17 protein-coding genes are annotated in these 24,088 nt (G+C 59.3%); 9 read left to right on the top strand and 8 right to left on the bottom strand.

Annotated elements, in window-relative coordinates; all coding sequences use genetic code 11:
- Positions 1-5: 5 nt before the first annotated feature.
- The 4 genes from RBB81_RS22285 to RBB81_RS22270 form a co-directional block, all read right to left on the bottom strand.
- Complete coding sequence (locus RBB81_RS22285) at positions 6-1,004, bottom strand: DHH family phosphoesterase (RefSeq protein WP_353072202.1); 999 nt, start codon at positions 1,002-1,004, stop codon at positions 6-8.
- On the bottom strand, positions 1,001-1,411 hold the full coding sequence (rbfA, locus tag RBB81_RS22280) for a 30S ribosome-binding factor RbfA (protein ID WP_353072201.1): 411 nt from the start codon (positions 1,409-1,411) through the stop codon (positions 1,001-1,003). Before rbfA ends, RBB81_RS22285 begins: the two co-directional genes overlap by 4 nt.
- 107 nt (positions 1,412-1,518) lie before the next feature.
- Complete coding sequence (locus RBB81_RS22275) at positions 1,519-1,815, bottom strand: DUF503 domain-containing protein (protein WP_179585272.1); 297 nt, start codon at positions 1,813-1,815, stop codon at positions 1,519-1,521.
- 232 nt (positions 1,816-2,047) lie between these two features.
- Complete coding sequence (locus tag RBB81_RS22270; RefSeq protein ID WP_183792710.1) at positions 2,048-2,437, bottom strand: YidH family protein; 390 nt, start codon at positions 2,435-2,437, stop codon at positions 2,048-2,050.
- A gap of 537 nt (positions 2,438-2,974) precedes the next feature.
- Between RBB81_RS22270 and RBB81_RS22265 the strand changes: the two genes are divergently transcribed.
- Complete coding sequence (locus RBB81_RS22265) at positions 2,975-4,219, top strand: cytochrome c3 family protein (protein WP_353072200.1); 1,245 nt, start codon at positions 2,975-2,977, stop codon at positions 4,217-4,219.
- A 78-nt stretch (positions 4,220-4,297) separates the two neighbouring features.
- Here RBB81_RS22265 and RBB81_RS22260 read toward each other — a convergent pair whose 3' ends face one another.
- Positions 4,298-4,846: a dihydrofolate reductase family protein gene (locus RBB81_RS22260; protein WP_353072199.1), complete on the bottom strand. Its 549-nt coding sequence runs from the start codon at positions 4,844-4,846 to the stop codon at positions 4,298-4,300.
- 337 nt (positions 4,847-5,183) lie between these two features.
- Between RBB81_RS22260 and RBB81_RS22255 the strand changes: the two genes are divergently transcribed.
- Both RBB81_RS22255 and RBB81_RS22250 read left to right on the top strand, forming a co-directional pair.
- A complete protein-coding gene (locus tag RBB81_RS22255) occupies positions 5,184-7,388 on the top strand; it encodes a M3 family metallopeptidase (protein WP_353072198.1) in 2,205 nt (734 codons plus the stop codon).
- Positions 7,389-7,766: 378 nt separating this feature from the next.
- On the top strand, positions 7,767-11,693 hold the full coding sequence (locus tag RBB81_RS22250) for a TonB-dependent receptor (RefSeq protein WP_353072197.1): 3,927 nt from the start codon (positions 7,767-7,769) through the stop codon (positions 11,691-11,693).
- A 125-nt stretch (positions 11,694-11,818) separates the two neighbouring features.
- On the opposite strand, the gene eutC is transcribed toward RBB81_RS22250, so the two are convergent.
- Positions 11,819-12,601 carry an ethanolamine ammonia-lyase subunit EutC gene (gene eutC / locus RBB81_RS22245; protein ID WP_179585264.1) on the bottom strand — a complete coding sequence of 261 codons (783 nt, stop codon included), beginning with the start codon at positions 12,599-12,601 and terminating at the stop codon, positions 11,819-11,821.
- A 184-nt stretch (positions 12,602-12,785) separates the two neighbouring features.
- On the opposite strand from eutC, the gene RBB81_RS22240 reads away from it, so the two are divergent.
- The 3 genes from RBB81_RS22240 to RBB81_RS22230 all read left to right on the top strand — a co-directional run bounded on the left by RBB81_RS22240 (position 12,786) and on the right by RBB81_RS22230 (position 16,446).
- Entirely contained in the window at positions 12,786-14,576 is a 1,791-nt protein-coding gene (locus tag RBB81_RS22240) for an ABC transporter ATP-binding protein (RefSeq protein ID WP_353072196.1), read from the top strand.
- 84 nt (positions 14,577-14,660) lie between these two features.
- Positions 14,661-15,665, top strand: coding sequence for a phospholipase D-like domain-containing protein (locus tag RBB81_RS22235; RefSeq protein ID WP_353072195.1), 1,005 nt, complete (start codon positions 14,661-14,663; stop codon positions 15,663-15,665).
- A gap of 214 nt (positions 15,666-15,879) precedes the next feature.
- Positions 15,880-16,446, top strand: a complete 567-nt coding sequence (locus RBB81_RS22230; RefSeq protein WP_353072194.1) for a lipocalin-like domain-containing protein — start codon at positions 15,880-15,882, stop codon at positions 16,444-16,446.
- 29 nt (positions 16,447-16,475) lie between these two features.
- On the opposite strand, the gene RBB81_RS22225 is transcribed toward RBB81_RS22230, so the two are convergent.
- Positions 16,476-17,870: an ethanolamine ammonia-lyase subunit EutB gene (locus RBB81_RS22225; protein WP_353072193.1), complete on the bottom strand. Its 1,395-nt coding sequence runs from the start codon at positions 17,868-17,870 to the stop codon at positions 16,476-16,478.
- Positions 17,871-18,261: 391 nt separating this feature from the next.
- Positions 18,262-20,319 carry an EAL domain-containing protein gene (locus tag RBB81_RS22220; RefSeq protein ID WP_353072192.1) on the bottom strand — a complete coding sequence of 686 codons (2,058 nt, stop codon included), beginning with the start codon at positions 20,317-20,319 and terminating at the stop codon, positions 18,262-18,264.
- A gap of 329 nt (positions 20,320-20,648) precedes the next feature.
- On the opposite strand from RBB81_RS22220, the gene RBB81_RS22215 reads away from it, so the two are divergent.
- From RBB81_RS22215 to RBB81_RS22205, 3 genes are read left to right on the top strand one after another with little or no spacing between them, the layout of a single operon-like run.
- On the top strand, positions 20,649-21,050 hold the full coding sequence (locus RBB81_RS22215; protein ID WP_179585249.1) for a BlaI/MecI/CopY family transcriptional regulator: 402 nt from the start codon (positions 20,649-20,651) through the stop codon (positions 21,048-21,050).
- Between the two features lie 5 nt (positions 21,051-21,055).
- Positions 21,056-22,417 (top strand): M56 family metallopeptidase, encoded by a 1,362-nt coding sequence (locus tag RBB81_RS22210; RefSeq protein ID WP_353073964.1) that lies wholly within the window; start codon positions 21,056-21,058, stop codon positions 22,415-22,417.
- Positions 22,418-22,450: 33 nt separating this feature from the next.
- On the top strand, positions 22,451-24,037 hold the full coding sequence (locus RBB81_RS22205) for a Do family serine endopeptidase (RefSeq protein WP_353072191.1): 1,587 nt from the start codon (positions 22,451-22,453) through the stop codon (positions 24,035-24,037).
- Positions 24,038-24,088 lie beyond the last annotated feature (51 nt).

Here is a 24,088-nt window from a genome sequence, read left to right as displayed (position 1 = left end):
GGCTATCAGAGTCCTGTCCGCAGCTGGGTGAGGATTCGCTCGAGGGCCACCGGGAGGGGGCCATCGAGGGTGCATCCGCTGGCGTTGCGATGGCCGCCGCCGCCGAAGCGTTCGGCGATCCGGGCGACGTCAGTCTCGCCTTTGCTTCGTATGCTGAGGCGAAACTGGTCGGCGTTGGCGACCTCGCGAAGGAAGACGGCAGATTCGACACCGGCGATGCTGATGAGGTAGTTGACGACCCCCTCACAGTCCTCGGCGTTGGCACCGATGCGGTCCATATCTTCGCTGGTAACCCAGGTCCAGGCTAGATCGTCGTCGCACTGGAGGTTGGAGAGGGCGATGCCTAGCAGGCGGATCTTGCTGGCCGGATTGGAGAGGTAGATGTCGCGGGCTATCCGGCTGGGATTGGCGCCACAGGCTGCGAGATGGTGAACCATCGCGAAGGTGTCGGCGGTGGTGCTGGAGTAGGTGAAGGTGCCGGTGTCGGAGAGAATGCCGGCGTAGAGGCAGGTGGCCATGGAAGGCGTGATCTCGACGTTTGCGGCGCCGGCGATGTGGTAGACCATGGCGGCGACGGCGCAGGCGTGTTCGTCGATCCAGTTGACCGAGGCGAAGTGACGGCCGCTGGCATGGTGGTCGATGTTGATAAGGGTGCGGCCCTCCAGGCCGAGGAGGCCGGTGCGGACGATGCCGTCGCACTCGAGGAGGATGGCGGGGGTGGTGCCGGTGGGGTCTACGTCGTTCGCAGACGGGACGTGGTGGATCCGACTGATGTTTGGAAGGGTGTTGTAGGAGGAAGGGATGGGGTCGGCGAAGACGATGTCGGCCTGGCAGCCGAGTTGGTCGAGTACTTCGGCGAGGGCGAGGACCGAGCCGATGGCGTCCCCGTCGGGGCGAGTGTGCGAGGCCAGGAGGAAGCGGGGATAGGACCGAAAGGCCGCCAGTAGATCGTCAATCTGCGCTGCGTGAGGCTTCGCCTCGAGGAGCTGGGCTTGGGGAGTCATGGTTTGGTGGGGGCCCCTGGGGTCGGTTCGGCTGGGGTGCGCCTCTGCTCGCGCTTTCGGGTGCGGGCAAGAAGCTCGTCCATGCGTCCGGTCATCTTCTCGGAGCGGTCGATGGCGAAGGTGAGCTCGGGGACGTGACGTACGCCCATGCGGTCGCGGAGCTGGGAGCGGATGTAAGCGCGGGCGGTGGTGAGGCCTTCGAGGGTAGAGGCTTCCTCCTCCTCGTTGCCGTGAACGGCTACAAAGATGCGGGCGGATTTGCCGCCGGGGGCGAGGACGACCTCGGTGACGTAGCTGGGTGCGATGCGGGGATCGGAGAGCTCGCCTTCCAGCATGGCTCCAATCTCCTCGGAGAAGGTGTTGGCGACACGGTTGCGGTGGTAGGTTCTGGCGCGCTGCTCGGGCATATGGTTTTGACTAGGTAGAACGGTTGAGGATATCAAAGTTGGGCCGTTCCACCTAGCGTGAGGGAGCGATTCTGGCGGATTTCTTGTGGATTGCGGCGACTTCTGGGTTATTCAGGCAGGATTTCGGCGTAGGAGTCGGTGATTTCGGCGCTTAGATTGGCGGCGATGCGGTGGACGGCGTGGTCGATCTGGTGGAGCTGGCCGGTGAGGTAGCTGGTGGAGGAGGAGATGGCGGCGATACCTAAGGTGGCGCGGTTCCACACCATGCCGTCGTCGAGCTCGGCTATGGCTAAGTTGAAGCTGTGGCGGAGTTTATCTTTCATGGAGCGGAGGACCTGGCGGCGGTCTTTGAGGGACTGGGCGTGGGGGATTTCTAGTTCGATGGTGAGTTTGGCTATGGGCATGATGTTTTTACCCTCCCCCTCCCCCCTCTCAGGGTATTTTGGACGTAAGTCTTTTACTTCGTTGTATTCGGAGGAGGTGTGTGGCTGTAAAATATTCCATCTAAAGGGCTTGCGTGCAAAATATTGAAAGCAGGAGACTTGCGCGATGCTCTTTGGATTGGGAAAGTTCCTGGCTTGAGTGGTCGCCTTCTGTGTGGTTGTTTTGTCAAGTCCCCCTGATTTTTTTTGGTGTCTAACGGACGAGAACCAAGTAGATGGCCATGGCTATTCCCACGGCAGCCAGGATAAGGCCGAGAAGGACGGCGTCGCGAGAGACGCGGCCGGGACGCCAGGTGCCGGAGCTTAGTTCGTGGACCAGCTGGAAGTGGCGGTAGACGGAGCTGAGGTTGACGATGACACCGAGGGCCACCAGGAAGACTCCGGACCAGAGAGATAATCCCGTGGTGCGGGGAGGCAGATGGGACTGGGCGGCGGTGATCTGACGGAGGAAGAGGCCAAAGCGGCTGACGGCGAAGCCGATTCCCATGAGGCCGAGGCCGGTCCGGATCCAGGCGAGGAAGGTCCGCTCGGCGGCGAAGTAGACGCGGGGATCCTGCTCGGCGGGCTGGGGCGGAGGGGCCATGGTGGGATTGTAAGGCAGCGGGGTGGTTCGAGGTGTGGGGAGCTGGTGGTGAGTTGTGGTGGTTCGGTGGCGGTTTAGTGGCAGATTGTGGTGATTTGGGGTGGTGCTGCTGGGGGGAGGCTCTCTGGATGCGCTAACAATTCCCTTTTCAGTATGCGGATCTGACGGCTCATTAGAACAGGTCGGAGAGGAGGGCATACCCCAAGGGCTAAAGCCCCCTTTTCTTTTTGTCTTGAGAGGCCCAAGGCTGAAGCCTTGGGGTACCTAGAGGCACAGGCAAGGTGCAAATGCAAATACGGAGGTCTCTCCACTGCGCTGTTCACGTGAGGCTGTGAACAGCTTCGGTCGAGATGACGGGGCTTTGCGTTTGGAGGGAGGATGAGCAAGCGGCGGTCGAAGGCTCGGCTGGGAGCGGAGGGGTTGGCGCCTGGATGGGCTGACAACGCTCTGGATGGGCTGACGACGCTCTGGACTCGCTTAACAACGCTCCGGACGCGCTGACAATTTTGTGACGGCGTTCGCTTATAGTCGGAGACCATGATGGGGCAGGGGGATGGATGGGGGGAGAGGATGATGGCCGGCGGGTGGCGGGTTTTTTTCGTGCTTGTGTTTACGGGTTTGCTTGCAGGCTGGGCGAGGGCGGCTACGGTGAAGGCGGAGTTTGTGGGCTCGGAGAGTTGCAAGACGTGTCATGCTGCGGCGTACAGGGGGTGGAAGCAGACGCGGATGGCGAATGTGGTGCGTGATCCAAAGGCGCATCCCGAGGCGGTGCTGGCGGACTTTACGCATCCGAATCCGCTGGTGACGTTTGGGCTTGATGATGTGGCGTTTGTGTATGGGAGCCGGTGGAAGCAGAGGTTTTTTACCAAGCGTGGGGACGACTACTATCCGGAGCCGGCGCAGTGGGATGTGAAGAAGGGGAGATGGCTGCCGTATCACGCGGAGACGGGGACTGACTGGTGGCTTCCGTTCTACGGGCCGAGTAACTTCGATCGTCCTACGGGGCCGACGTGCGATGGGTGCCACTCGGTGAACTACAACGTGGAGACGAAGCAGGTGACGGAGTGGAATGTGGGCTGCGAGAAGTGCCATGGGCCGGGGAGTCTGCATGTAGCGCATCCGACGAAACAGAACATTGTGAACCCGGGAACGCTTGATTATGTGCGGGGGAACGATACCTGTATTCAGTGCCACAGCCAGGGACGGCCGATGGGGAATCCGATCGAAGGGAAGTACTTCGACTGGCCAGTGGGTTTTGTGCCGGGGGAGCGGTTGGCGGAGTTCTGGACGCTGGAAGAGTTGAAGCCGGGAGTGACGAACTTTTTTCAGTATGCGGACCTGACGGCGCACAAGAACAGGATGCAGGGGAATGATTTTGTGCAGAGCAATATGTATCACCGGCAGATCAGATGCTTTGACTGCCATCAGGTTCACAGTAGCGAGAACGAGTCGGACCTGGTCGCGAAGGGGAATGCGGTTTGTCTGACGTGTCATACGAAGGACAATCCTGCCGGGCTGAAGGGGACGGTCAGTGAGCATACGCATCATGCGGCGGGGAGCAAGGGGAGTGAGTGTGTGGCGTGCCATATGCCGAAGATCGAGCAGACGATCAAGGACAACTTTGTGAGTGCGCATACGTTCCGGTTTATTACGCCGAAGGAGACGGAGTTGTCGGGGATTCCTAATCCTTGTACTTCGTGCCATAGGGATAAGTCGACGGCGTGGGCTACGAAGGAGTTGAGGGGGTGGAAGACTACTTCGCCCTGGCGAGTGGGGAATTAGTTGCTTGTCGCAGAGACAGTGTTACTGCGGATGCGGCGGGTCGGATTATTTCCACTGGATCGCTAACAAGCCTAATGGCTATCTTTTGGGCTCATACCGCATCGCCACCGCCCCCGAGCCGAACTCCTGCCGGCTCACGAGCCTCAAGTCGACATGCTTCGATAGCCCGGAGAACAACGTCGGCCCGTGGCCCGCCAGCCTGGGCTGCACCACGAACTCGTACTCATCGATCAATCCCAACTCCGCCAAGGCCAGCGGGAGCTTTACGCCTCCCACGAACAGTCCCTTACCCGGCTCTCGCTTGAGCTGCTGAACGGCCTTCTCCAGATCTCCGCGCACGAGCTCCGCGTTCCAATCGACCCGGTCCAAGGTGCTCGACACGACGTACTTCTTTGCCGCGTCGATCGTCCGGGCGAAGGGTTCCATCCAATCAGGCCTCGTCCCGGCCCGCGCCGGCTGCCGCCACGCTGCCTCCATCATCTCGTAAGTCACCCGGCCTAAGAGGAGGGCATCGGCCTGGTTGAGGTTCTCGACCGCGTGGCGATGCAAGTCTTCATCCGGGATAATTGCTCGATGATCGCAGCACCCGTCCAATGTGACGTTGATGGAATACCGGAGGGGTTGCATTCCGCAAGAGTACCGCCGATGGGATAGACCAGCAAGGCTAGCCCGCTTCAGGGCTAGGAGCCACTCACCTGATGCATGACGATGACAATTTGAGCGATGTTAGCGGCATGTCGCAGAGACAATGTTGCTGCGGAATGACAGTAAAAGGGCATGCAAGTGCAAGTGCAAGCGGAGTCGCAACGCAACCGAGTGCAGGTGCAGCTTCAACCGCAGCTTCCTCCGCTTCGCGTCGGAATGACAACAAAAGGGCATGTAACCGCAACCGCAAGTGCAAGTACAACAGGAAACCCGCGGCCCTTCGGAAAATCTTCTACAATTTGGGATTGGGAGATGCCCATTGCGACAGACATGGTTGTCAGGGATTGCGCCGGTTTTCTTGCGGCGTGCGAGTTTAGTGGTGGTGTTGGGAGCGTTTGCGGGGGTGATTGTGAGTAGTTCGCAGGGTGCGGTAGTGAACGACAAGCAGGTGGCGTTTGGGCCGGGGAATCCTTTTTATGCGAAGAGTACGCTGCCGTTTGAGGCTCCGCCGTTCGACAAGATCAAGGATGGCGACTATGAGCCGGCCATTGAGGCTGGGATGGCGGAGGAGTTGAAGGAGATCGGCGCGATTGCAGATAACTCCGCTGCGCCTACGTTTGAGAATACGGTTGTGGCGATGGAGAAGACAGGCTCGCTGTTTCAGCGGGCGATGGCGGCGTTCAGTGGAGTGACGGGAGCGAACACGAATCCTGAGTTGGAGAGGGTACAGAAGGAGCTGGCTCCGAAGCTGGCGGCGCACAGGGACGCGATTTATCTGAACACGAAGTTGTTTCATCGTGTGGCTGCGGTGTATGAGCAGAGGGAGTCGCTGAAGCTGAGCCCGGAGGGGCTGCGGCTGGTGGAGGTGAGGCATAGAGACTTTGTTCATGCGGGAGCGAACCTGTCGGATGCGGATAAGGACAAGCTGAGGAAGCTGAATGAAGAGGAGTCGACGCTGTCGAACGGCTTCCGAAGCAAGGTGCTGGCGGCGACCAAAGATGCGGCTTATGCGACGACGGATCAAGCTGCGCTGGCGGGGTTGACGGCGGCGGATTTGAGCGGGGCGGAGGCGGCGGCGAAGGAGCGGAAGAAGGAGGGGTATGTGTTGCCGTTGCAGAATACGACGCAGCAGCCCTATCTCTCGTCGTTGAGTGTGAGGGCGACGCGGCAGGCGGTGTTTGATGCTTCGTGGACGCGGACCGAGCGTGGAGATGCGAACGATACGCGATCGACGATTGCGCGCCTGGCGCAGCTGAGGGCAGAGAAGGGCAAACTGCTGGGGCATGACAGCTATGCCGGATGGAAGCTTGAAGACCAGATGGCGAAGACGCCGGAGAACGCATTGAAGTTTATGGATGCGCTGGTGGCTCCGTCGACGGCGAATGCGGCCGATGAGGCGAGGGATATTCAGGGGGTGATCGACTCTCAAAACAACGATACGCAGAAGGGTGGGTTTTCGGTTGAGGCGTGGGATTGGGAGTTTTACTCGGAGCAGGTGAGGAAGGCGAAGTACGACATCGATGAGGCGCAGGTGCGGCCTTACTTCGAGTTGAATAACGTGCTTGAGAATGGTGTGTTTTATGCGGCGGGACAGCTGTATGGGTTGAGTTTCAAGGAGCGGAAGGATATTCCGGTGTGGAATCCGGATGTGCGCGTGTTTGAGGTGTTCGACGGGGATAGCAAGCCGCTGGCGCTGTTTTACTGCGACTACTACAAGCGGGATAACAAGAACGGCGGCGCGTGGATGTCGAACTTCGTCGATCAGTCGAAGCTGATGGGCACGCTGCCGGTGGTGTACAACGTTGCGAATCTGCCGAAGCCTGCGGCGGGGGAGCCGGCGCTGGTCAGCTTCAGCGATGTGGTGACGATGTTCCATGAGTTTGGGCACGCGCTGCATGGGATGCTGGCGGATAGTGAGTATCCGAGCCTGTCGGGGACGTCGGTGGCGCGGGACTTTGTGGAGTTTCCGTCGCAGTTCAATGAGCATTGGGCGACGTATCCGGCGGTGTTCGCGCACTATGCGAAGCACTACAAGACGGGCGCGGCGATGCCTGAGGATCTGGCAACGAAGATCAAGAAGGCGGCGGACTTCAACCAGGGGTATCTGCTGACGGAGTTGCTGGCGGCGGCGGAGCTGGATATGCAGTGGCACTCGCTGCCGGTGGGTGATGGGTTGCAGGAGCCGGATGCGTTCGAGAAAGCTGCGCTGGCGAAGAAGGGTTTTGCGCTGAGCTATGTGCCGCCGCGGTACAGGTCGAGCTACTTCTCGCACATCTGGGGCGGGGGATATGCGGCGGGGTACTACGCGTATCTTTGGAGCGAGATGCTGGATGATGATGCGTTCCAGTGGTTTCAGGATCATGGCGGATTGACGCGGGCGAATGGAGACCGGTTCCGGAAGATGGTGCTGTCGCGTGGGAACACGGAGGATCTGGCGAAGATGTATGAGGCGTGGCTGGGGAGTGCGCCGAAGGTGGAGCCGATGCTGAAGTATCGCGGGCTGGAGAAGGGTGCGACGAAGTAGGTTGGAGCTGAGATGAACGAGGTGTGAGTGAGCCGCTTGCGATGATGTCGCAGGCGGCTTCTTTCTTTGTGGCGGGATGTTTCGGCGTAAGTGCGAGATGTTTTACGGCTTGAGGGACTCAGATCGCGCGGGATGGGTGGAAGGCGCGACGAGATTTTTCTTCGCAATTTTGACAACTTCAGATATGCTGATTTTCATTCCAAGTTCACATAGCAAACTGAATTTCACCTGTCGCGAAGTTTAAGTTCACAGTTGCCTGGGCGTCGTCACCGCGGGTCCGCCGTGTTGCATCGCTGCATTTGTGTCTTCCGGATTGGTTATCTTCAGACAAAAAGAGACTTGTTTCCGTTCACGCTGCACTACTTCAGGAGCCAGATTATGACTAAACGTATGCGTTTTTCGTTTCTCGTCCTTGTTTGCCAGATGGCGTTGCTGCTTCTGGTTTGTCCGGTGTTTGGGCAGCAGACGCTCGGTGGTCTGACGGGTGTGGTGACCGATAGTCAGGGGGGGATTCTGTCGGGCACGGTGGTGACCGTGGTGGGAGATCAGACGGGTTTGACGCGGACGCAGACGGCGGGGAGCAATGGGTTTTATGACTTTGCCAATCTGCCGATTGGGACGTATACGCTTTCGTTTTCGAAAGAGGGATTTCAGACGCAGAAGATGAACGCGATTCCTGTGCAGAGCGACCGGACGGGAACGGTGAATGCAAGTTTGAGTGTAGGCGCGGTGAACACCGTGGTAAGCGTGGACGCGGCGCCGTTGATGAATGCGGTGGATACGACGAACGGTTACGTTCTGGATAAGGCGCAGATCGAGTCGATACCGCAGCCTACGGGGAGTTTTACAGGGCTGGCGATTCTGTCGCCGGGAGTGAACGCGGAGCTGTCGGGCGGTACGGGAGCTCAGTCCGGGTTGGGGAATCTGCCGATCTGGGCGAATGGTCAACGCGACACGAGCAATAGCTTCTCGATCAACGGCGTGGACGCGAGCAATCTTTTCAACGGGAAGAGTACCAGCCAGGTCGGCTCGCAGCGCGTCGTCAATAGTACTGGCGCTTCGACGACACAGGGGGGTGCGGGGGTGATACAGACTGTCGCGTCCGTGTACCTTTCGATCGGCAACGCGATTCCTACGCCCGCACCGGAGACGATTCAAGAGGTCCGGGTGAACGCCTCGATGTATGACGCGCAGCAGGGCTCTACTTCCGGGGCGCACATCGACTTGAATACTGCTTCCGGGACGAACGCGTATCACGGCACGGCGTATGGGCGTCGCGGGACGAACTGGATTAATGCAGCGCCATTTTTCTTCAAGAATAATCCGCTGCTCGCCAATGATCCCAAGGATCAGAATCCTGAGTTGCATCGCTATGTTGCCGGGGGCACCTTTGGTGGTCCGATTATCAAGAACAAGTTGTTTGGCTTCGTGTCGTATCAGCACCTGCAGGTATCGGATCAGGAGATCGGCGACAACTTCATCAATGTGCCGGTTGGTCTCTCCGATAACAATCGTGATGCTGCTGGTTTCGCAAACATGATCAACGGTCCTTTTGGTACCACGCTTACCGCCGCCAACATTGATCGGACTGCGCTGGCTTTATTCAACTCGCCCTCACTGCCCGGTGAGCCGGGCAAGTGGCTTGTACCGAACGACACAGGATCTTCGAGCATGTCTGCTTCCCACCCCTACAATGCTTTTCTTCCCGGCACGGGACGTTTCAAGGCCGATATGGCTGTGGCGAATCTTGACTACAACATCAGCAGCAAAGACACCCTGTCGCTGAAGTATTTCTATCAGCACGATCCCACCCTTGCTCCCTACGCCTACTCAAGTGTTCCGGGATTTACCGAACACCTCGACTCAGGCGCGCAGGTTTTTTCGATCATCAACACTTATCTGGTGAGGTCAAACCTGAGTACGACGGAGAGTTTAGGGTTTCTTCGAGAGAAGACCTGGGTCGATAACGAGCAGCCCTTCGGACCGAACGCGATTCCTGGAGGGTCGCAGGGGACGGTTTCGATCAATGAGTTTGGGTCGAACTATTTTCCCGGCGTGTCGATTGTGAATGTACTTGGCAGCGCTCAAAGCCAGTATGGTCTGGTCAGCTCCGGCATTCTGAACATTGGCCCGAATGCGGAGGGGCAGGCTCCTAACACGGGGGCCTTCCAGAATCGCTGGCAGCCGTCGGGCAATGCTATCTGGACGCTGGGCAAGCACACGGTCACCTTTGGAACCAGCTATAGCTATACGCAGCTGAACACGATCGACAAGCGTACGGGGACAGGGACTGTCGCAACAGACGATTTGAGCGCCTATGCGCAGGGATATGTAACGCCGGGCAGTTCTTCGACGTCTTTCTATGTCAGCTCGTTCCTGCAGGGCGATGCAAGCCGTTACTATCGGGCGAATCAAGTGGGGAGCTATGTGCAGGACAAATTTCAATTTACGCCCACGCTATCGATCACCGCAGGGCTGCGGTATGACTGGGATGGCGGATTGACGGAGAAGAATGGACGCATCTTCAACTTCGACCCCACGCTTTACAACTACAACGCGGCGTCGGACACGATTGTGAACCCGGGCTTCATTATCGCCAGCAATAACAAGAACGGGACCACCGGCGTGAGTCCGACGACATTGACGGGCCGCCAGTGGGGAGTTGGTCCGCGGTTGGGCGCGGCGTGGCAGCCTGAGAAGTTCGGGGGGAAGGTGGTGGTGCGTTCGGGCTTCGGGATGTACTACGACCGCGGCGAACTCTTCAGCTACTTCTCGCCTGGGTATGCGATTGGTACGGTCACGGGCGGGCCTTTCGGAGTCAATCAGCAGCTTCCGTTTGTGACGGCGCAGAGTTGCCCGGTCCAGAGCCTTTACAGCTACTACATTCCGACGTGCGGCGGAGGCGGCGGCTTCTCGCCACCAGTTACAGCGCCGACGGCCGCCACGGGCAATCTGGCGAACCCTTATACGAACGTTCAGAATGCTCCGCCGACGAATCCGCAGTCATCCGACCTGAGCAACTACCTGCCGAATATCGCGAGCATCAGCAATGGCGGGCAGCCGATTTCGCTCGGCGTCTACGATCGCGCGAACAAGCTCCCTTACACCTTTAACTACACCCTCGATATTCAGTGGCAGCCACGCAACGACCTCGCGGTAACACTGGGCTACGTCGGTAATCTGGGTCGGCATCAGGTGATTCCGGTTCCCTTCAACCAGCCCGGCATCGCATCACCCAGTGCCACGATCCATGGTGAGAAGTATTCCTATGGCTATAACGTCGGCGGAGCCACTTTGCCTGACGGCAGTGGATATGATTTCGACTATGAGGGCGGCAACATCGATCATCGGGTTCCGTATGTTGGGTATGCTGCAGAGTCGATCTCGTACCGGGCGGCGGGCGTGGATGCTTACAATGCGCTGACGGCACATGTCGAAAAGCGCATGAGTCATGGGATACAGGTGGCTGCCTCTTACACGTACTCCCACGCGCTTGATGAGCAGAGCGGCCTGGGGTTGTTTTACAACGGCAACAACCCTCTCAATCTACGGGACGGATATGCTTCGGCCGACTTTGACCGAACGCATGTGATCAACTTTAACTATGTCTTCCGGCTGCCCGACTTTGTTCATAGCCACTCTATTGAGAGCTACTTTACGAACGGCTGGTCGCTGGTGGGCCTGACGATTCTGCAGAGTGGTCAGCCCTATAGCGTGATCGACTTCAGCGGAGCCGTGGGTAGCATCTATTACGGGGTCAGCAACGGAATTACGAATCCGATCGTTCCTCTGGCGGCTGGTTGCACGGCGAAGAACGCGAAGACGGGACACTCCGGGGCGTTCAATCCAAACGGCGACCCGAATCTGAATGCGTTGAAGGCGTCCTGCTTTACGATTCCGGTGCTGCAGGCAGGGGGACTGAGCGGCGCGGTTCCGACCTCAGATCCTTATGAGACCGACTTCACCACTGGTCAGCGTAATATCTTCCGTCAGGCTTTCCAGAAGCGCGCGGATGCCTCGCTGATGAAGGCGACGAAGTTCACGGAACGGTACAGTCTCACTTATACGTTTGATGTCTATAACCTCACGAATACGAGCAGCTTCGATGTGCCAGGCAACGAAGTGGCGCAGAACGTAAACTACAACGGATTCCCGGCGGCTGGAACGCCGGTTCTACCTACCGGCTGCAACACCAGCAGCCCAAGTACCGGGAGCTTTTACAACTGTCCAAGTGGGCTTGGTACGGTGACGCACACGATTGGGAGTCCGCGACAGATACAGATGTCGTTGCGGTTCCTGTTCTGAGTCCTGTTTGGAGAGGGCTGTCCTGGCGGACGGGCTCCCTGCGCCGGAGGCGGTCACTTCGTGACGTGTATACCTTGTCGTGATCCTTCCCGCTGGTCGGGATGAGAGGGCTACACTGATGCTCTTTAGGATTTCAGTTGGGGATGGGTGATCTCTTTCAGGGCGGTGCCGGTGAGTTGGAGTCGCTGGGCTTCGGTGCAGTAGAAGGCGATGCGGGCGGCGGCGGTGATGTAGTCGAGGCCGGCGGTGCGGATGTTCGAGATGCAGTTGCGGTCGGCGTCGGTGCGGCCTGGGGCTGGGTTCCAGGTGATGTAGGCGCCGAGGGAGTCGGGGGAGCTGAGGCCGGGGCGCTCGCCGATTAGGATCACTGAGAGGCGGGCGTGGAGGAGAGAGCCGATTTGGTCGGCGATGGCGACGCGGGCCTGGGTGGCGATGCAAATTGGGCCGAGAGTATGCGGAAGCGTGGGAAGGAGCGCGGCGAGCAGGGGGATGGCGTGGTGCTCTATTGCTGTGGCGGAGAGGCCGTCGGCGATGACGATCACTATGTCGCACGGGGATGGATGGAGGAGAGCGGCGGAGGCGGGAGCGAGGGTTCGGCCGAGGTCGGGACGGCGGAGGTAGGAGGCGCGGTCTGGGGCGGCGCTGGCAACGGCCAGGATTGGGGTGGGCAGGGAGGGGATCTCGGTGCGTAGGCGGCGGATGAGATGTTCGGTGTCGAGTGCGGCGTGGACGGCGTCGCGGGCCTGGGCGTGGGCGAGTTGGAAGTCGAGGATCTCTGTGGTGGTGAGACTTACGCCGGTGCGGCGGAGGGAGACTCGAGCTGGCGTGTAGTTGCGTAGCGAGGGAGTCGTTGTACTCGCTGGGGTGGCGGATTGAGAATGGTCTATCTTTATCTCGTGTTCAGGCATGTCGGTCTGGGACGTTCGGGAGACGATGATAGCCAGTGTACGGAATGAGCTGGAGTCCTGTAGGAGCTAGTTGCGTGAAACGGAGCTTGTTGGTGAGATGGTGTTAATTTCTACTTGAAGACCGAATCTATCAGTTGGACCTGCGATTCTGCACGGGGTGTCATGTTTTACCAGGGCTCTCTCTATGTTGCGGTTTATTGGAAGTCTAATTCGGCCTTATCGCGGCACGCTGGTGGGGATTTTTGTCGCCATGCTGGTCGAGACGGTGATGAGCCTGGCGACGCCGTGGCCGTTGAAGATCATTCTGGATAATGTGGTTGGCGACCACAAGATGGTTCCATGGCTGCATCGGCTGGTTGGGCTGTTGCTGGAACATGAATCAAGGATGCATATAGCGGAGCTGGCGGCGTTGGCGTTTGTGTTGATCTCGCTGCTTGGCGCAATCGCTTCTTATATTGACAACTATTACACGGAGAGCGTGGGGCAGTGGGTGGCGCATGACCTGCGCATGAAGATGTATGAGCATCTGCAGCGGCTTTCGCTGGGGTACTACAACACGCATGCGACGGGAACGATTCTGAGCACGATTACTGCAGATATCCAGACGATCCAGGGGTTCGCTTCGTCTTCGACTTTGAATATTCTGGTGGATCTGCTGACGATCGTCTGCATGCTGGGGTTGATGTTCTGGTTGAACTGGGACTTCACGCTGATTGCAGTTGGAGTGACGCCGTTTCTGCTGCTGTTTGTTTCGCGTTTCAAGAAGGCGGTGAAGAAGGCGACGCATGAGGTTCGCAAGGAGCAGAGCGAGATTGTTGCGGTGGTGCAGCAGGGGCTGGAGTCGATCCAGGCGGTGAAGGCGTTTGGGCAGGAGGAGACGGAGCAGGCGCAGTTGCAGCTGGTGAGCGAGGCGACGGTGAGCGCGGCGTTGAAGGCGAGGAGCGTGAAGGCGCTGTTGTCGCCGGTGGTGACGATTACGGTGGCGCTGTGCACGGCGGTGGTGTTGTGGCGTGGGGCGGCACTGATTCTGGCGAAGACGATGACAGTGGGAGAGCTGACGGTGTATCTGGCTTACCTGGCGAAGTTCTTCAAGCCGGTGAAGGATCTGGCGACGACGACGAATGCTGTGGCGCAGGCGGCGGTGGGGGCGGAGCGGGTTCGCGAGATTCTGGAGACGGATACGGTGATTCCGGAGAAGGCGGATGGGTTTGCGCCGGGTACGGTCGCGGGGGCGATCGAGTTTGAACATGCGGCGTTTGGGTATGATGCGGCGTCTCCGATTTTGACGGATGTGAGCTTCAAGATTGGGGCGGGTCAGTTTGTGGGAATCGTGGGGCCGACGGGGAGCGGGAAGTCTACGGTGGTGAGTTTGATTCCGCGGTTCTACGATGTGCAGTCGGGAACGGTGAAGATCGACGGCGAAGATGTGCGGGACTATAAGCTGAAGTCGCTGCGATGCAAGATTGGATATGTGCTGCAGGATACGGTGCTGTTTCGCGGGACGATTCTGGAGAATATTGCGTTTGGACGGCCGTCGGCTACGAAGGATGAGGTGGTTGCGGCGGCGAAGCTGGCGAATGCGGATGAGTTCATTATGAAGATGCCGCTGGGGTACGAGACGATGGTGGGGGAGCGGGGATCGACGCTGTCGGGTGGGCAGAGGCAGAGGATTGGGATTGCGCGGGTGATGGTTCGGAACAGCCCGATTCTGCTGCTGGATGAGCCCACAGCGGCGCTCGATAGCGAGTCGGAGAAGCTGGTGATCGATGCGCTGGAAAAGCTGATGAAGGGGCGGACAGTGATTGCGATTGCCCATCGATTGAGCACGATCCGGGATGCGAATCAGATTATTGTGATCAACGGCGGGGTTGTGGCGGAGAATGGGACGCATGAGGAGCTGATGGCGGTGAATGGAATCTATGCGGCGCTGCATCGTACGCAGTTCGACGCGGGGTTGGATAAGGTGATGGCGTAGAGGAGCTGGAGTTGTGTTGAGCCGGGAAAGGCTGTAGAAGATATCAACGCCGGTTCTTGAGATCAGTGGTTGAAGGAAGAGATTATGTCGCGCTCTGTGATTGTTTTGCCTGACGACTCCGCTCAGCCGATTTTGGACGCCATTCATGGTGCGAAGGATTCGATCCGGGTAAAGATGTTTGTATTTTCGGATCCGACTTTGCTGCAGGCGGTGATGGAGGCGCATCAGCGCGGGGTGAAGGTGCGGGTGATGCTGAACCCGGAGCGGCGGGATGGGGAGAAGGAGAACGGCGAGTCGCGGATTGCGTTGACGGACGCGGGGATCGAGGTGTTGGACAGCAATCCTTGCTTTGACCTGACGCATGAGAAGTCGATGGTGATCGATGACAGGATGGCGTTTGTCGAGTCGCTGAACTGGGAGACGAAGAATCTTACCGAGACGCGGGACTATGCGATTGTGACGACGCATAAGCACGAGGTCGAAGAGGTGATGGAGTGCTTCGACGCGGACTGGAAGCGGGAGGACTTCAAGGCGGGGGATCACTCGCATCTGATCTGGTGTATCGGCAATGGGAGGCAGCGGCTGGGGCAGCTGATCGATGAGGCGAAGGAGTCGCTGTGGCTGCAGAATGAGCGGTACCAGGACCCGACGATCATTGAACACCTGGTAAGGGCGAATCAGCGGGGGGTGAAGGTCCATATTATGGCGCGGCCTCCGCATAAGCTGAAGAAAGACAAGCTGATTGAGGGTGTGAGCGGGCTGAGGGTGCTCGAAGATATCGGCGTGAAGATTCACAAGCTGAAGCACATCAAGCTGCATGCGAAGCTGCTGCTGGCCGATGATGCGCGGGCGATCATTGGGTCGATCAATCTTGCTCCGGGGAGCTTTGATAGCCGGCGGGAGCTGGCGATCGAGGTGAGGGATGATCACATCCTTGATCGTTTACTCAAGACCGTCCGGTATGACTGGGAGAACTCGAAGAAGTTGGACTTGAGCGATGAGGGACTGCTGGCTGAGTTGGAGCAGTACGATCCGAATGTTGCTGAGGATCTGGGGTTGGAGACGCACAAGGGTGGGAAGAAGTGTTGAATGGGCCGTGTTTGAGACGCTTCTGACTTGAGGCTGGCCCTTGGTTCGCTTGAGAGGATGGCTCTGCGCAGGGCGGTCGAGGCATGTGCACGCAAAGGAAAGAACAACAGCAGATTCCTTCGCTGCGCTGCGGAATGACGAACAAAAGAACAGGCAACCGCAACATCAAAATGCAGATGTTGTGGTTCCGCAGTACTCTTCAACGGAGGAACTTATGCGATCGTTTCTTGCCTCAATCGGTTGCTGTTTCGCGGTGGCCGCTAGTCTAACGGGTTACGCCCGATCGACCCATCCGGCCACAGAGGAGCAAGGCGTCACCACCGTAACGGACAAATTAGTTGGCACATGGCGGCTCGTCAGCGTTGAGACGGTTCGCCCGAACGGCGAAGTCATCTATCCGTTCTACGGCCGACATCCGGAAGGAGTGTTGATCTACGACCGCAGCGGTTGGATGAGCGTGCAGATTGTTTCGGACCCAAAACCAACTTTGTCTAGCAGTAGCTCTCGCGAGGGGTTGCTGGCGGCGGCGCCGTCTGAAAAGGCTAATCTGGTTGACGGTTACTATGCGTATTGCGGTACCTGGACTGTAGACCAGTCAAACTCCACAGTGACCCACCACATCAAACAATCACTATATCCAGCCGAGCGGGGCACGGAGGGTGTCCGGAACTTTTCCCTGGATGGTAGCCGGCTGATATTGGTCGCAAAAGGGATTCATGAGATGGGAGAAGTTCACAAACGGAGTCTAGTTTGGGAGCGCGTTCCGTCTGAGTTGCCATAGCTTCGCGTGGCGACAAGCGGGTAGTGCGTCTAGGGGAGCATGGCCGGCAGGTGAAGGCGGTGGGGGGCGGTGGTGTTGAGCCAGGATTCGAACTCGGGGGCTGGGCGGAGGTTGAGGAGGCGGCGGAGGTAGAGGGCGTCGTGGAAGGATGTGCTCTGGTAGTGGAGCATGATGTCGTCGGCTCCGGGGACGCCCATGATGTAGTTGACGCCTGCGGCGCCGAGCATGGTGAGGAGGACGTCCATGTCGTCCTGGTCGGCTTCGGCGTGGTTGGTGTAGCAGATGTCGCAGCCCATGGGGAGGCCGAGGAGTTTGCCGCAGAAGTGGTCTTCGAGGCTGGCGCGGAGGATCTGCTTGCCGTCGTAGAGATACTCGGGGCCGATGAAACCGACGACGGTGTTGACGAGCATTGGGTTGAAGTGGCGGGCTACGGCGTAGGCGCGGGCTTCGAGGGTTTGCTGGTCGATACCCTGGCCGCGGGCGCCACCCTGACCTCCGGCACCATGATGGGCGTTGGCGCTTAGGCTGCTGCCCTGGCCGGTTTCGAAGTACATGATGTTGGGGGTGGGGTTCTCTGGTGCGCGGTTGAGGCTGCGGGCTTGTTGGTGGGCTTCTTCGAGGAGGGCGAGGTTGATGCCGAAGCTCTTGTTAGTGGCTTCGGTCCCTCCGATGGATTGGAAGAGGAGGTCGAGCGGAGCGCCTTGCTGCATGGCCTGCATCTGGGTGGTGAGGTGGGCGAGGACGCAGGATTGGGTGGGGATGTCGTAGCGGCGGCGGATGTGATCGACGAGGTGGAGCAGGTTGGTGAGGGTGGCAACGCTGTCGGAGACGGGGTTGATGCCGATGACGGCGTCGCCGGAGCCGAGGAGAAGGCCGTCAAGGATGGAGGCGGCGATGCCTGCGGGATCGTCTGTCGGGTGGTTGGGTTGGAGGCGTGTGGAGAGGCGGCCGGGAAGGCCTACGGTGGTGCGAAATTTGGTAACGACATTTATTTTGCGGGCTGCGAGGATGAGGTCCTGGAGGCGCATGAGTTTGGAGACGGCGGCGACCATCTCCGGAGTGAGGCCGGGCGCGAGAGCGGCGAGGCTGGCGGGAGTGGCGTCGTCCGAGAGGAGATGGTCGCGCAGCTCGCCTACGGTGAGGCTGGAGATGGGAGCGAAGGCGGCGATGGCGGCGGGAGTGCGGCTGGTGTCGAGGATGAGGCGGGTGACCTCGTCGGTCTCGTAGGGGACGATGGGTTCGTTGAGAAGGTGGGTGAGGGGGAGATCGGCGAGGGTGCGCTGCGCGGCTACGCGTTGTTGGGCGCTGGTGGCGGCGATGCCTGCGAGTTCGTCGCCCGAGCGGGCGGGGGTGGCTTTGGCGAGGAGATCGGCGAGGGAGTCGAAGGTGTAACGGACGCTCGCTATGGTGTGGGCGTGGGCCATTTGGTACTACGCTAGCAGGGTTCGCTTGAGAGGATGGCTCTGCACGCAGAAGAAAAGAGACAACCGCAGATTCCTCCCCCGTTCGACGAAGCTCAGGGTGCGGAATGACAAGCAAAAGGACAGGCAACCGCAAAAGCGTTGCGTTTCTTTTTGCTGCTATGACTGCCACGACAAACAAAGGCGAAATACAGGGGTCTCTCCACTGCGTCGCGCGATGAAACCGCCGCGACTCCGGTCGAGATGACCATTTTTTTGGGGGGTGAAGAACGAGCAAAAGGCAAAGGCAAAATACAAAAAAGCAGATCCCTGCGGGATGACAACAAAAGAACAAGCAACGACGAGATAAAAGCAGGTGCAAGTGCAAAAGATAGCTGGGAAGAGTTGTGGCTTATTAGTGAGTTTCGAGTTTGATTTTGAGGACGGTGTTGAGGTCGGAGAGGCGCTGCATCTCGCGCTTGTCTTCGTCGATGTCCTGGATGGCGACGACGCCGCCGGAGACTTTGCCGTCCGGGTCGAGAACGGGGGCGCCGGTGAGGCTGATCCAGGCGCTTGAACCGTCGCTGTGGAAGCGGAGGTACTCGGTTGGGCCGATGGATTTTCCTCCCATGATGGCTTTGGCGAGCGGATGGTCATGGTCCTGATCGATATTCCGGGTGGCTTCCGAGTTGGGTCCGGGTGTGAACGAGATGGACTCTTTGCAGTAGTCGTCGATCATGGCTGGAGCGGCCTCGGTGCTGCGAAGGATCTCCTCGGCTCGCGGATTGCTCATGACGACGCGGCCATCGGGTGCTTCAGCGATGACGATCCCTACTGGAACCGCGTCGAAGACCGCTTTGAGACGAGCTTCGCTGCGGCGGAGGGCCTCCTCGGCACTTCTCTGGTCGTTGATGTCCTCGACGGTGCCGTACCAGCGGATGATTTTGCCGTTCTTTCCGCGGCGTGCAGTTGCGCGAGCGCGCATCCATCGCCAGGCGCCATCGACGCGATGGATGCGGTACTGAACGTCGAGTGGGCGGCCGGTGCGGAGGGACTCCGTCCAGATGCGGGAGGTTGGTTTGACGTCGTCGGGGTGGAGGGCGCGGATCCAACCGGTTCCGAGAGAGTCCGAAACGGAAAGGCCGGTGAGGCTCTCCCATCTTTGACTGGCATCGAGGATCATGCCGTCGGGGTCGGCGGTCCAGGGAACCTGGGGGTTGAGTTCGACGGTGTGACGGTAGTGGTCTTCGCTTTCGGCGAGAGCCTGCTCGGCCTGTTTGCGACGGGTGATATCGACGACGGAGACGGAGACTCCGATGACCTCGTCGGCCTCGTCGCGGGCGGGGTGGAAGGAGATGAGATGAGTGCGCTTTTCGTTGAGGGGATTGGGGTCCGGGTAGCAGATCTCGAGGTCGTTGCTGGCTTCGCCGTTGAGTGCGCGGAGGAGGTAGGGTTCGCAGAGGGGGAAGACGGTTGGCATGACCTCGGAGATATAACGGCCGAGGTGCGCGGCTACGGGGAGGTGATGCATTCCGGCGAGGCGTTTGTTGACGCTGACGTAGCGCAGGTTGCGATCGACGAAGCAGAGGCCGACCGGGACACCATCGTAGATGGCGTTGAGCTGGGCGAGGCGTTGGGTGGGCAGAGCTTCGAGGCGCAGAGGTAGGGTGGAGTCGGCTGCGGGGGAGCGGGGCTCGGGGATGGGAGGAGCGGGGTCGAGCCTGGCGGCGAGGACCTCGGGGAGTTGTTCGGGCGGGACGGGGCGACCGTAGAGCCAGCCCTGGCCGAGATCGCAACCTAGCCAGAGGAGCATGTCGGCTATGGTTTGGCTTTCGACGCCTTCGGCTACCGTGGTGAGGCTGAGACTGTTGCCGAGGCCGACGATGGCGGCGGCGATCTTGCGGCTCTCTCGGGTGTGGCCCATGGAACGGACGAAGCTGGCGTCGATTTTGAGCTCGTCGAAGGGAAGTGACTGGAGGTGGCGGAGGCTGGAGTAGCCGGTGCCGAAGTCGTCGAGGGCGAGACGGGAGCCTTGCTCTTTGAGTTCGGTGGCAATGCGGTAGGCGTGCTCTGTGTTGCTGGCGAGAGCGCTTTCGGTGATCTCGAGGATGAGACGGTTGAGGGGAAAGCTGGCTTGCTCGGCGGCGGAGCGGATGTGTTTGGGGAGGGAGAAGTCGGTGAGCTGGGTGAGGGAGATGTTGACCGAGAGGGTGAGGTGGTCGGGGATGTTTTTGGCGGCGGCGAAGACGGCTCGGAGGAGGTTGCCGGTGAGTTGGCCGTTGAGTCCGGTGTCTTCGGCGAGGGGAATGAAGTCGTTGGGAGGGATGAGACCGCGGACGGGGTGCTGCCAACGCGCGAGGACCTCGAATCCGCTGAGCAGGCCTGTGCGAAGCTCCACCAGCGGTTGAAAGTACGGAATAATTTCGTTCTTCTCGAGCGCTCTACGCAGATCGTTCGCGTCTTCCGCAGCCATGGCAAAGACGATACTACGGTCCGGATGCAAGTTATACAGGGATTTTTGGTTTGGCCGCGGACGAACAAATGAGGGCTTATTCGTTTTAGTGTGCGCTCTTACGGAGGTGGGGCCTCTGCTTGCGAAGCATCCTTCTACGGGAGCTTCGATCGCGCTGTGTCTTCTTGATTCGGATCAACGCCTGGGTAGATTTTATCGCGAGCAAGGGGTATCCAGAGGCGCGCATTTTTTTTGGGGTTGTTGTGCTAACTAATGGATTAGTTGATCGTCTCTTCTTTGAATGGGTCCGGGCTTCTGATTGTTTGAGGAGTCTGGACGTTGAGAGGGTGATGCCGCCGAAGAAGTCCATCACGTTGACAGAGGCTGAGTTACGGCTCATGAAGATACTGTGGGCGCGCGGCGAGTCGGCTGTGGGAGAGCTGGTGGCTGCGATGCCAGAGGGGGCGGCGCTGGCTTATAACTCTGTGCTGACGACGATCCGGATTCTGGAGCAGAAGAGGTATGTGAGTCACCGGCAGGAGGGCAGGGCGTTTCTGTATAGCCCCTGCGTTGCAGAGCAGGAGGCGAGCCGGTCCGAGGTTCGTCATATGCTGCAGCGTTTTTTTGGTAATTCGAGGGAGAGGTTGCTGCTTTCGCTGCTTGGGGATGACGAGGTGACGGCGGAGGAGTTGCAGCGCTTGAAAGAGGCGATTGCGGTGGCCGCGGATGACCGCGCGGGAGACGAACTGTGATTGGGATGGATTTGAACCTATTGCATGCTGTCGAAGGTCTGTCGCGAGTGGCGGCTGGTGCTGTGGTGTCGGGGTTGTGGCAGGGGCTGGTGCTGGCTGCCTGTGTGTGGATCTGTCTGCGGCTGGTGCCGAAGACTACGGCTGCGGTTCGGTTTGCGGTTTGGACGGCGGTGTTTGCAGTTCTGGCGTTGCTGCCGCTGCTTCATGCTTACGGAATTCATTCTAGTGATGAGGCGGCCGGTCATGGTGCAGTGGTGCAGCTGGATGTGCGATGGAGCTTTGCGATGGCTGCGCTGTGGCTGACGGTTGCGATGGTGCGCGGGGCGAAGTTGGCGATCAGTGCGGTGCAGCTGCGCGGGATTTGGAAGCGCGCGACGCCGTTGGAGACGGGCTCGGGTTGGGATTTGTCGCTGGCGGCAGCGGGGTGGCGTGGGGTGACGCTTTGCACGTCGGCGGATGTGGACCGGCCGAGTGTGATTGGATTTTTTTCGCCGCGGATCTTGATTCCCCTTGAGGTGTATGAGCGGCTTACTCCAGCGGAACTGGAGCAGATTGTGTTGCACGAGATTGGACATCTGCGGCGGGCCGATGACTGGATGAATCTGGTGCAGAAGATCGTTTTGGTGCTGGTGCCGCTGAATCCGGTTTTGCTATGGATCGAGCGAAGGTTGTGCTTCGAACGGGAGCTGGCGTGCGACGACGCAGTGCTTCGAACGACCAAGGCTCCGAAGGCCTACGCGACGTGCCTGACGGGGCTGGCTGAGCAGCGTTTGAGGCGGAGAGCAGCTGTGCTTTCGCTGGGTGCGTGGGAGAGACGATCGGAGTTGGCGCAGAGAGTGCATAGCATTCTGCGGCGCAGTGAAGGGATGGGCAGGACGCAGGCTCGCGTGTTGATGAGTGTGCTTGTGCTCGGACTCGTTGGGGGAGCGGCTGAGCTTTCACGTTGTCCGCAGGTTGTTGCGTTCTCCGGTGGTGCAGCTGCTTTGCATGCCGACATGCAGCGTTCCGCTGCGGCCGATGCAGAGTATCAAGCTGTCGCGTTTCGTCCTTCTGTAGCGAATATTCCTGCTGCGGGCGCGACACACGAGACTCTGCTAAAGGCTTCTATGCCGATGGGTTCGACTGGCCAGATTATTCAGCCAACGAAGGCAACTGCGGCTAAACGGCGTCGCTCGGTGCATTCGGCTGCGCTGCTGCGCGCGAAGCAGGATCGAGGGATGGTGCGGATGCAGAGATGGGTTGTGCTGACCTCTTGGGAGGAGTCGTTGCAGCCAAGGATGGTGCTCACGGTGTCGAGTGAGCGGGTGTTTTCTTCTTCGTTTGCAGCCGTGCCTACCGCGGGCGGCTGGCTGGTCATTCAACTTTAAACAAAGCTGTACGAACCGTTGTGAGGATCGATCATGTCGTTTGAAACTAATAAATTAGTAGGTAATGCGGGACGGGTTGCCGTTCCCGCGGGTGCTGCCGCGGCTCTGGTGCTGGCAGCTGGGATGTTCGTTCATCACAATGGCGTGCATGCGGCAATGATTGCATCGCCGATCTCTTCTCCCGCACCGATGGATGACAACAGTGTGTCTTCACTGGTTGCGCTGGACAACGCTGTGGAGGCGGTTGCGGCGCGGGTTACGCCGGCGGTGGTTAACGTTGCGGTGACATCGCGTGGCTCGGCGGAACACCAGGTGGGTGAGGATCAGGAGGACGGTCAGGAGCAGGGTCAGGCATTGCCGCCGGGGCTTCAGCAGTTCTTTGGACAGCTGCCGCCGGGGATGATGCAGCAGCTCCATCCGCAGCAGCCGCAACTGGAGCATGGGATTGGTAGCGGGATCATCATCTCACCGGATGGTTATATCGTGACGAACAATCATGTGATCGATGGTGCGGTGGAGATGCGTGTGACGCTGCATGACCGGCGTGTGCTGAAGGCGAAGCTGGTTGGGCGTGATCCTCTGACAGACATCGCGGTGATCAAGGTGGAAGCGCACGACCTGCCGAGCATTGCGTGGGGCGATTCGACGAAGCTGAAGCCGGGACAGACGGTGCTGGCGTTCGGTAGTCCGTTTGGATACTTCCAGTTTTCGGTGACGCGCGGCATTGTGAGCGCTGTGGACCGGCAGAATCCGTATCGCGATGATGCGCGGAAGCCTGGCGGATATATTCAGACCGATGCTGCGATCAATCCTGGCAACTCGGGCGGACCGTTGGTGAATGCGCGCGGGGAGCTGGTTGGAATCAATACGTTCATCATCTCGAACGGTGGTTCGTTTGCGGGCGCGGGGTTTGCGATTCCTTCGCAGATGGTGCGGGCGACGGCGGAGCAGTTGATCAAGACGGGCGCGGTGCATCATGGCTATCTTGGGATCGGTATGAACGATGTGACGCCTGAGAATGCGAGCTTCTTCAACCTGAAGGAGGCGACGGGTGCGATTGTGACGCAGGTGTCGCCTGACTCTCCAGCTGCGCAGGCGGGGCTGAAGAACGGCGACGTGATCGATGAGCTGAATGGGCAGAAGGTGATCAACGGAGGCGCGCTGCAAGTCGCGGTGAGCGAAGATACTCCGGGGACGACGATTGCTTTGGGCCTTATTCGAAACGGGTCTTCGCAGACGGTGAACGTGAAGGTTGGCGAATATCACAAGGATGCCGAGGTGGCGAGCAATGGTGAGAGCGCGGGTCCGCAGAAGGGGAGGCTTGGACTTGCTGTTGCTGAGCTGACGCCTGATGTTCGGCAGCAGTTGCATATTCCTTCGCAGGTGCAGGGCGTTGCGATTCAGAGCGTTCGTCCGGGAAGTCCGGCGGATGAGGCGAGCCTTGCTCCTGGGGATGTGATCCTTGAGGTGGATCGGCATCCGGTAACTTCGGCGGAGCAGTTTGTGAATGCAGCGCACGCGAATCCGACAGGGAAGGATCTGTTGCTGCTGGTCTGGTCGCAGGGCGGTGCGAGCTATCGCGTGGTTCATCCGGATGCAGGAAACCAGAGCGGTATGTAAGCGCTTGACGTAGTGAAGGCCGCTGCGGGAGATCGTGGCGGCCTTTTTTTT

Origin of the sequence: Tunturibacter gelidoferens, assembly GCF_040358255.1 — a bacterium.
Lineage (GTDB): Bacteria > Acidobacteriota > Terriglobia > Terriglobales > Acidobacteriaceae > Edaphobacter > Edaphobacter gelidiferens.
The sequence above is the reverse complement of the archived record's forward strand: the minus strand, read 5'-3'. Positions and strand labels throughout refer to the sequence as shown.

Bases quoted from the DNA above. Each gene is read 5' to 3' on its own strand.
- RBB81_RS22275 (WP_179585272.1), bottom strand. From the start codon at position 1,815: ATGCCCATAGCCAAACTCACCATCGAACTAGAAATCCCCCACGCCCAG.
- eutC (WP_179585264.1), bottom strand. From the start codon at position 12,601: ATGCCTGAACACGAGATAAAGATAGACCATTCTCAATCCGCCACCCCA.
- RBB81_RS22215 (WP_179585249.1), top strand. From the start codon at position 20,649: ATGCCGCCGAAGAAGTCCATCACGTTGACAGAGGCTGAGTTACGGCTC.
- rbfA (WP_353072201.1), bottom strand. From the start codon at position 1,411: ATGCCCGAGCAGCGCGCCAGAACCTACCACCGCAACCGTGTCGCCAAC.
- RBB81_RS22285 (WP_353072202.1), bottom strand. From the start codon at position 1,004: ATGACTCCCCAAGCCCAGCTCCTCGAGGCGAAGCCTCACGCAGCGCAG.
- RBB81_RS22240 (WP_353072196.1), top strand. From the start codon at position 12,786: ATGTTGCGGTTTATTGGAAGTCTAATTCGGCCTTATCGCGGCACGCTG.
- RBB81_RS22270 (WP_183792710.1), bottom strand. From the start codon at position 2,437: ATGGCCCCTCCGCCCCAGCCCGCCGAGCAGGATCCCCGCGTCTACTTC.
- RBB81_RS22250 (WP_353072197.1), top strand. From the start codon at position 7,767: ATGACTAAACGTATGCGTTTTTCGTTTCTCGTCCTTGTTTGCCAGATG.
- RBB81_RS22220 (WP_353072192.1), bottom strand. From the start codon at position 20,319: ATGGCTGCGGAAGACGCGAACGATCTGCGTAGAGCGCTCGAGAAGAAC.
- RBB81_RS22225 (WP_353072193.1), bottom strand. From the start codon at position 17,870: ATGGCCCACGCCCACACCATAGCGAGCGTCCGTTACACCTTCGACTCC.
- RBB81_RS22230 (WP_353072194.1), top strand. From the start codon at position 15,880: ATGCGATCGTTTCTTGCCTCAATCGGTTGCTGTTTCGCGGTGGCCGCT.
- RBB81_RS22210 (WP_353073964.1), top strand. From the start codon at position 21,056: ATGGATTTGAACCTATTGCATGCTGTCGAAGGTCTGTCGCGAGTGGCG.
- RBB81_RS22235 (WP_353072195.1), top strand. From the start codon at position 14,661: ATGTCGCGCTCTGTGATTGTTTTGCCTGACGACTCCGCTCAGCCGATT.
- RBB81_RS22260 (WP_353072199.1), bottom strand. From the start codon at position 4,846: ATGCAACCCCTCCGGTATTCCATCAACGTCACATTGGACGGGTGCTGC.
- RBB81_RS22205 (WP_353072191.1), top strand. From the start codon at position 22,451: ATGTCGTTTGAAACTAATAAATTAGTAGGTAATGCGGGACGGGTTGCC.
- RBB81_RS22265 (WP_353072200.1), top strand. From the start codon at position 2,975: ATGATGGGGCAGGGGGATGGATGGGGGGAGAGGATGATGGCCGGCGGG.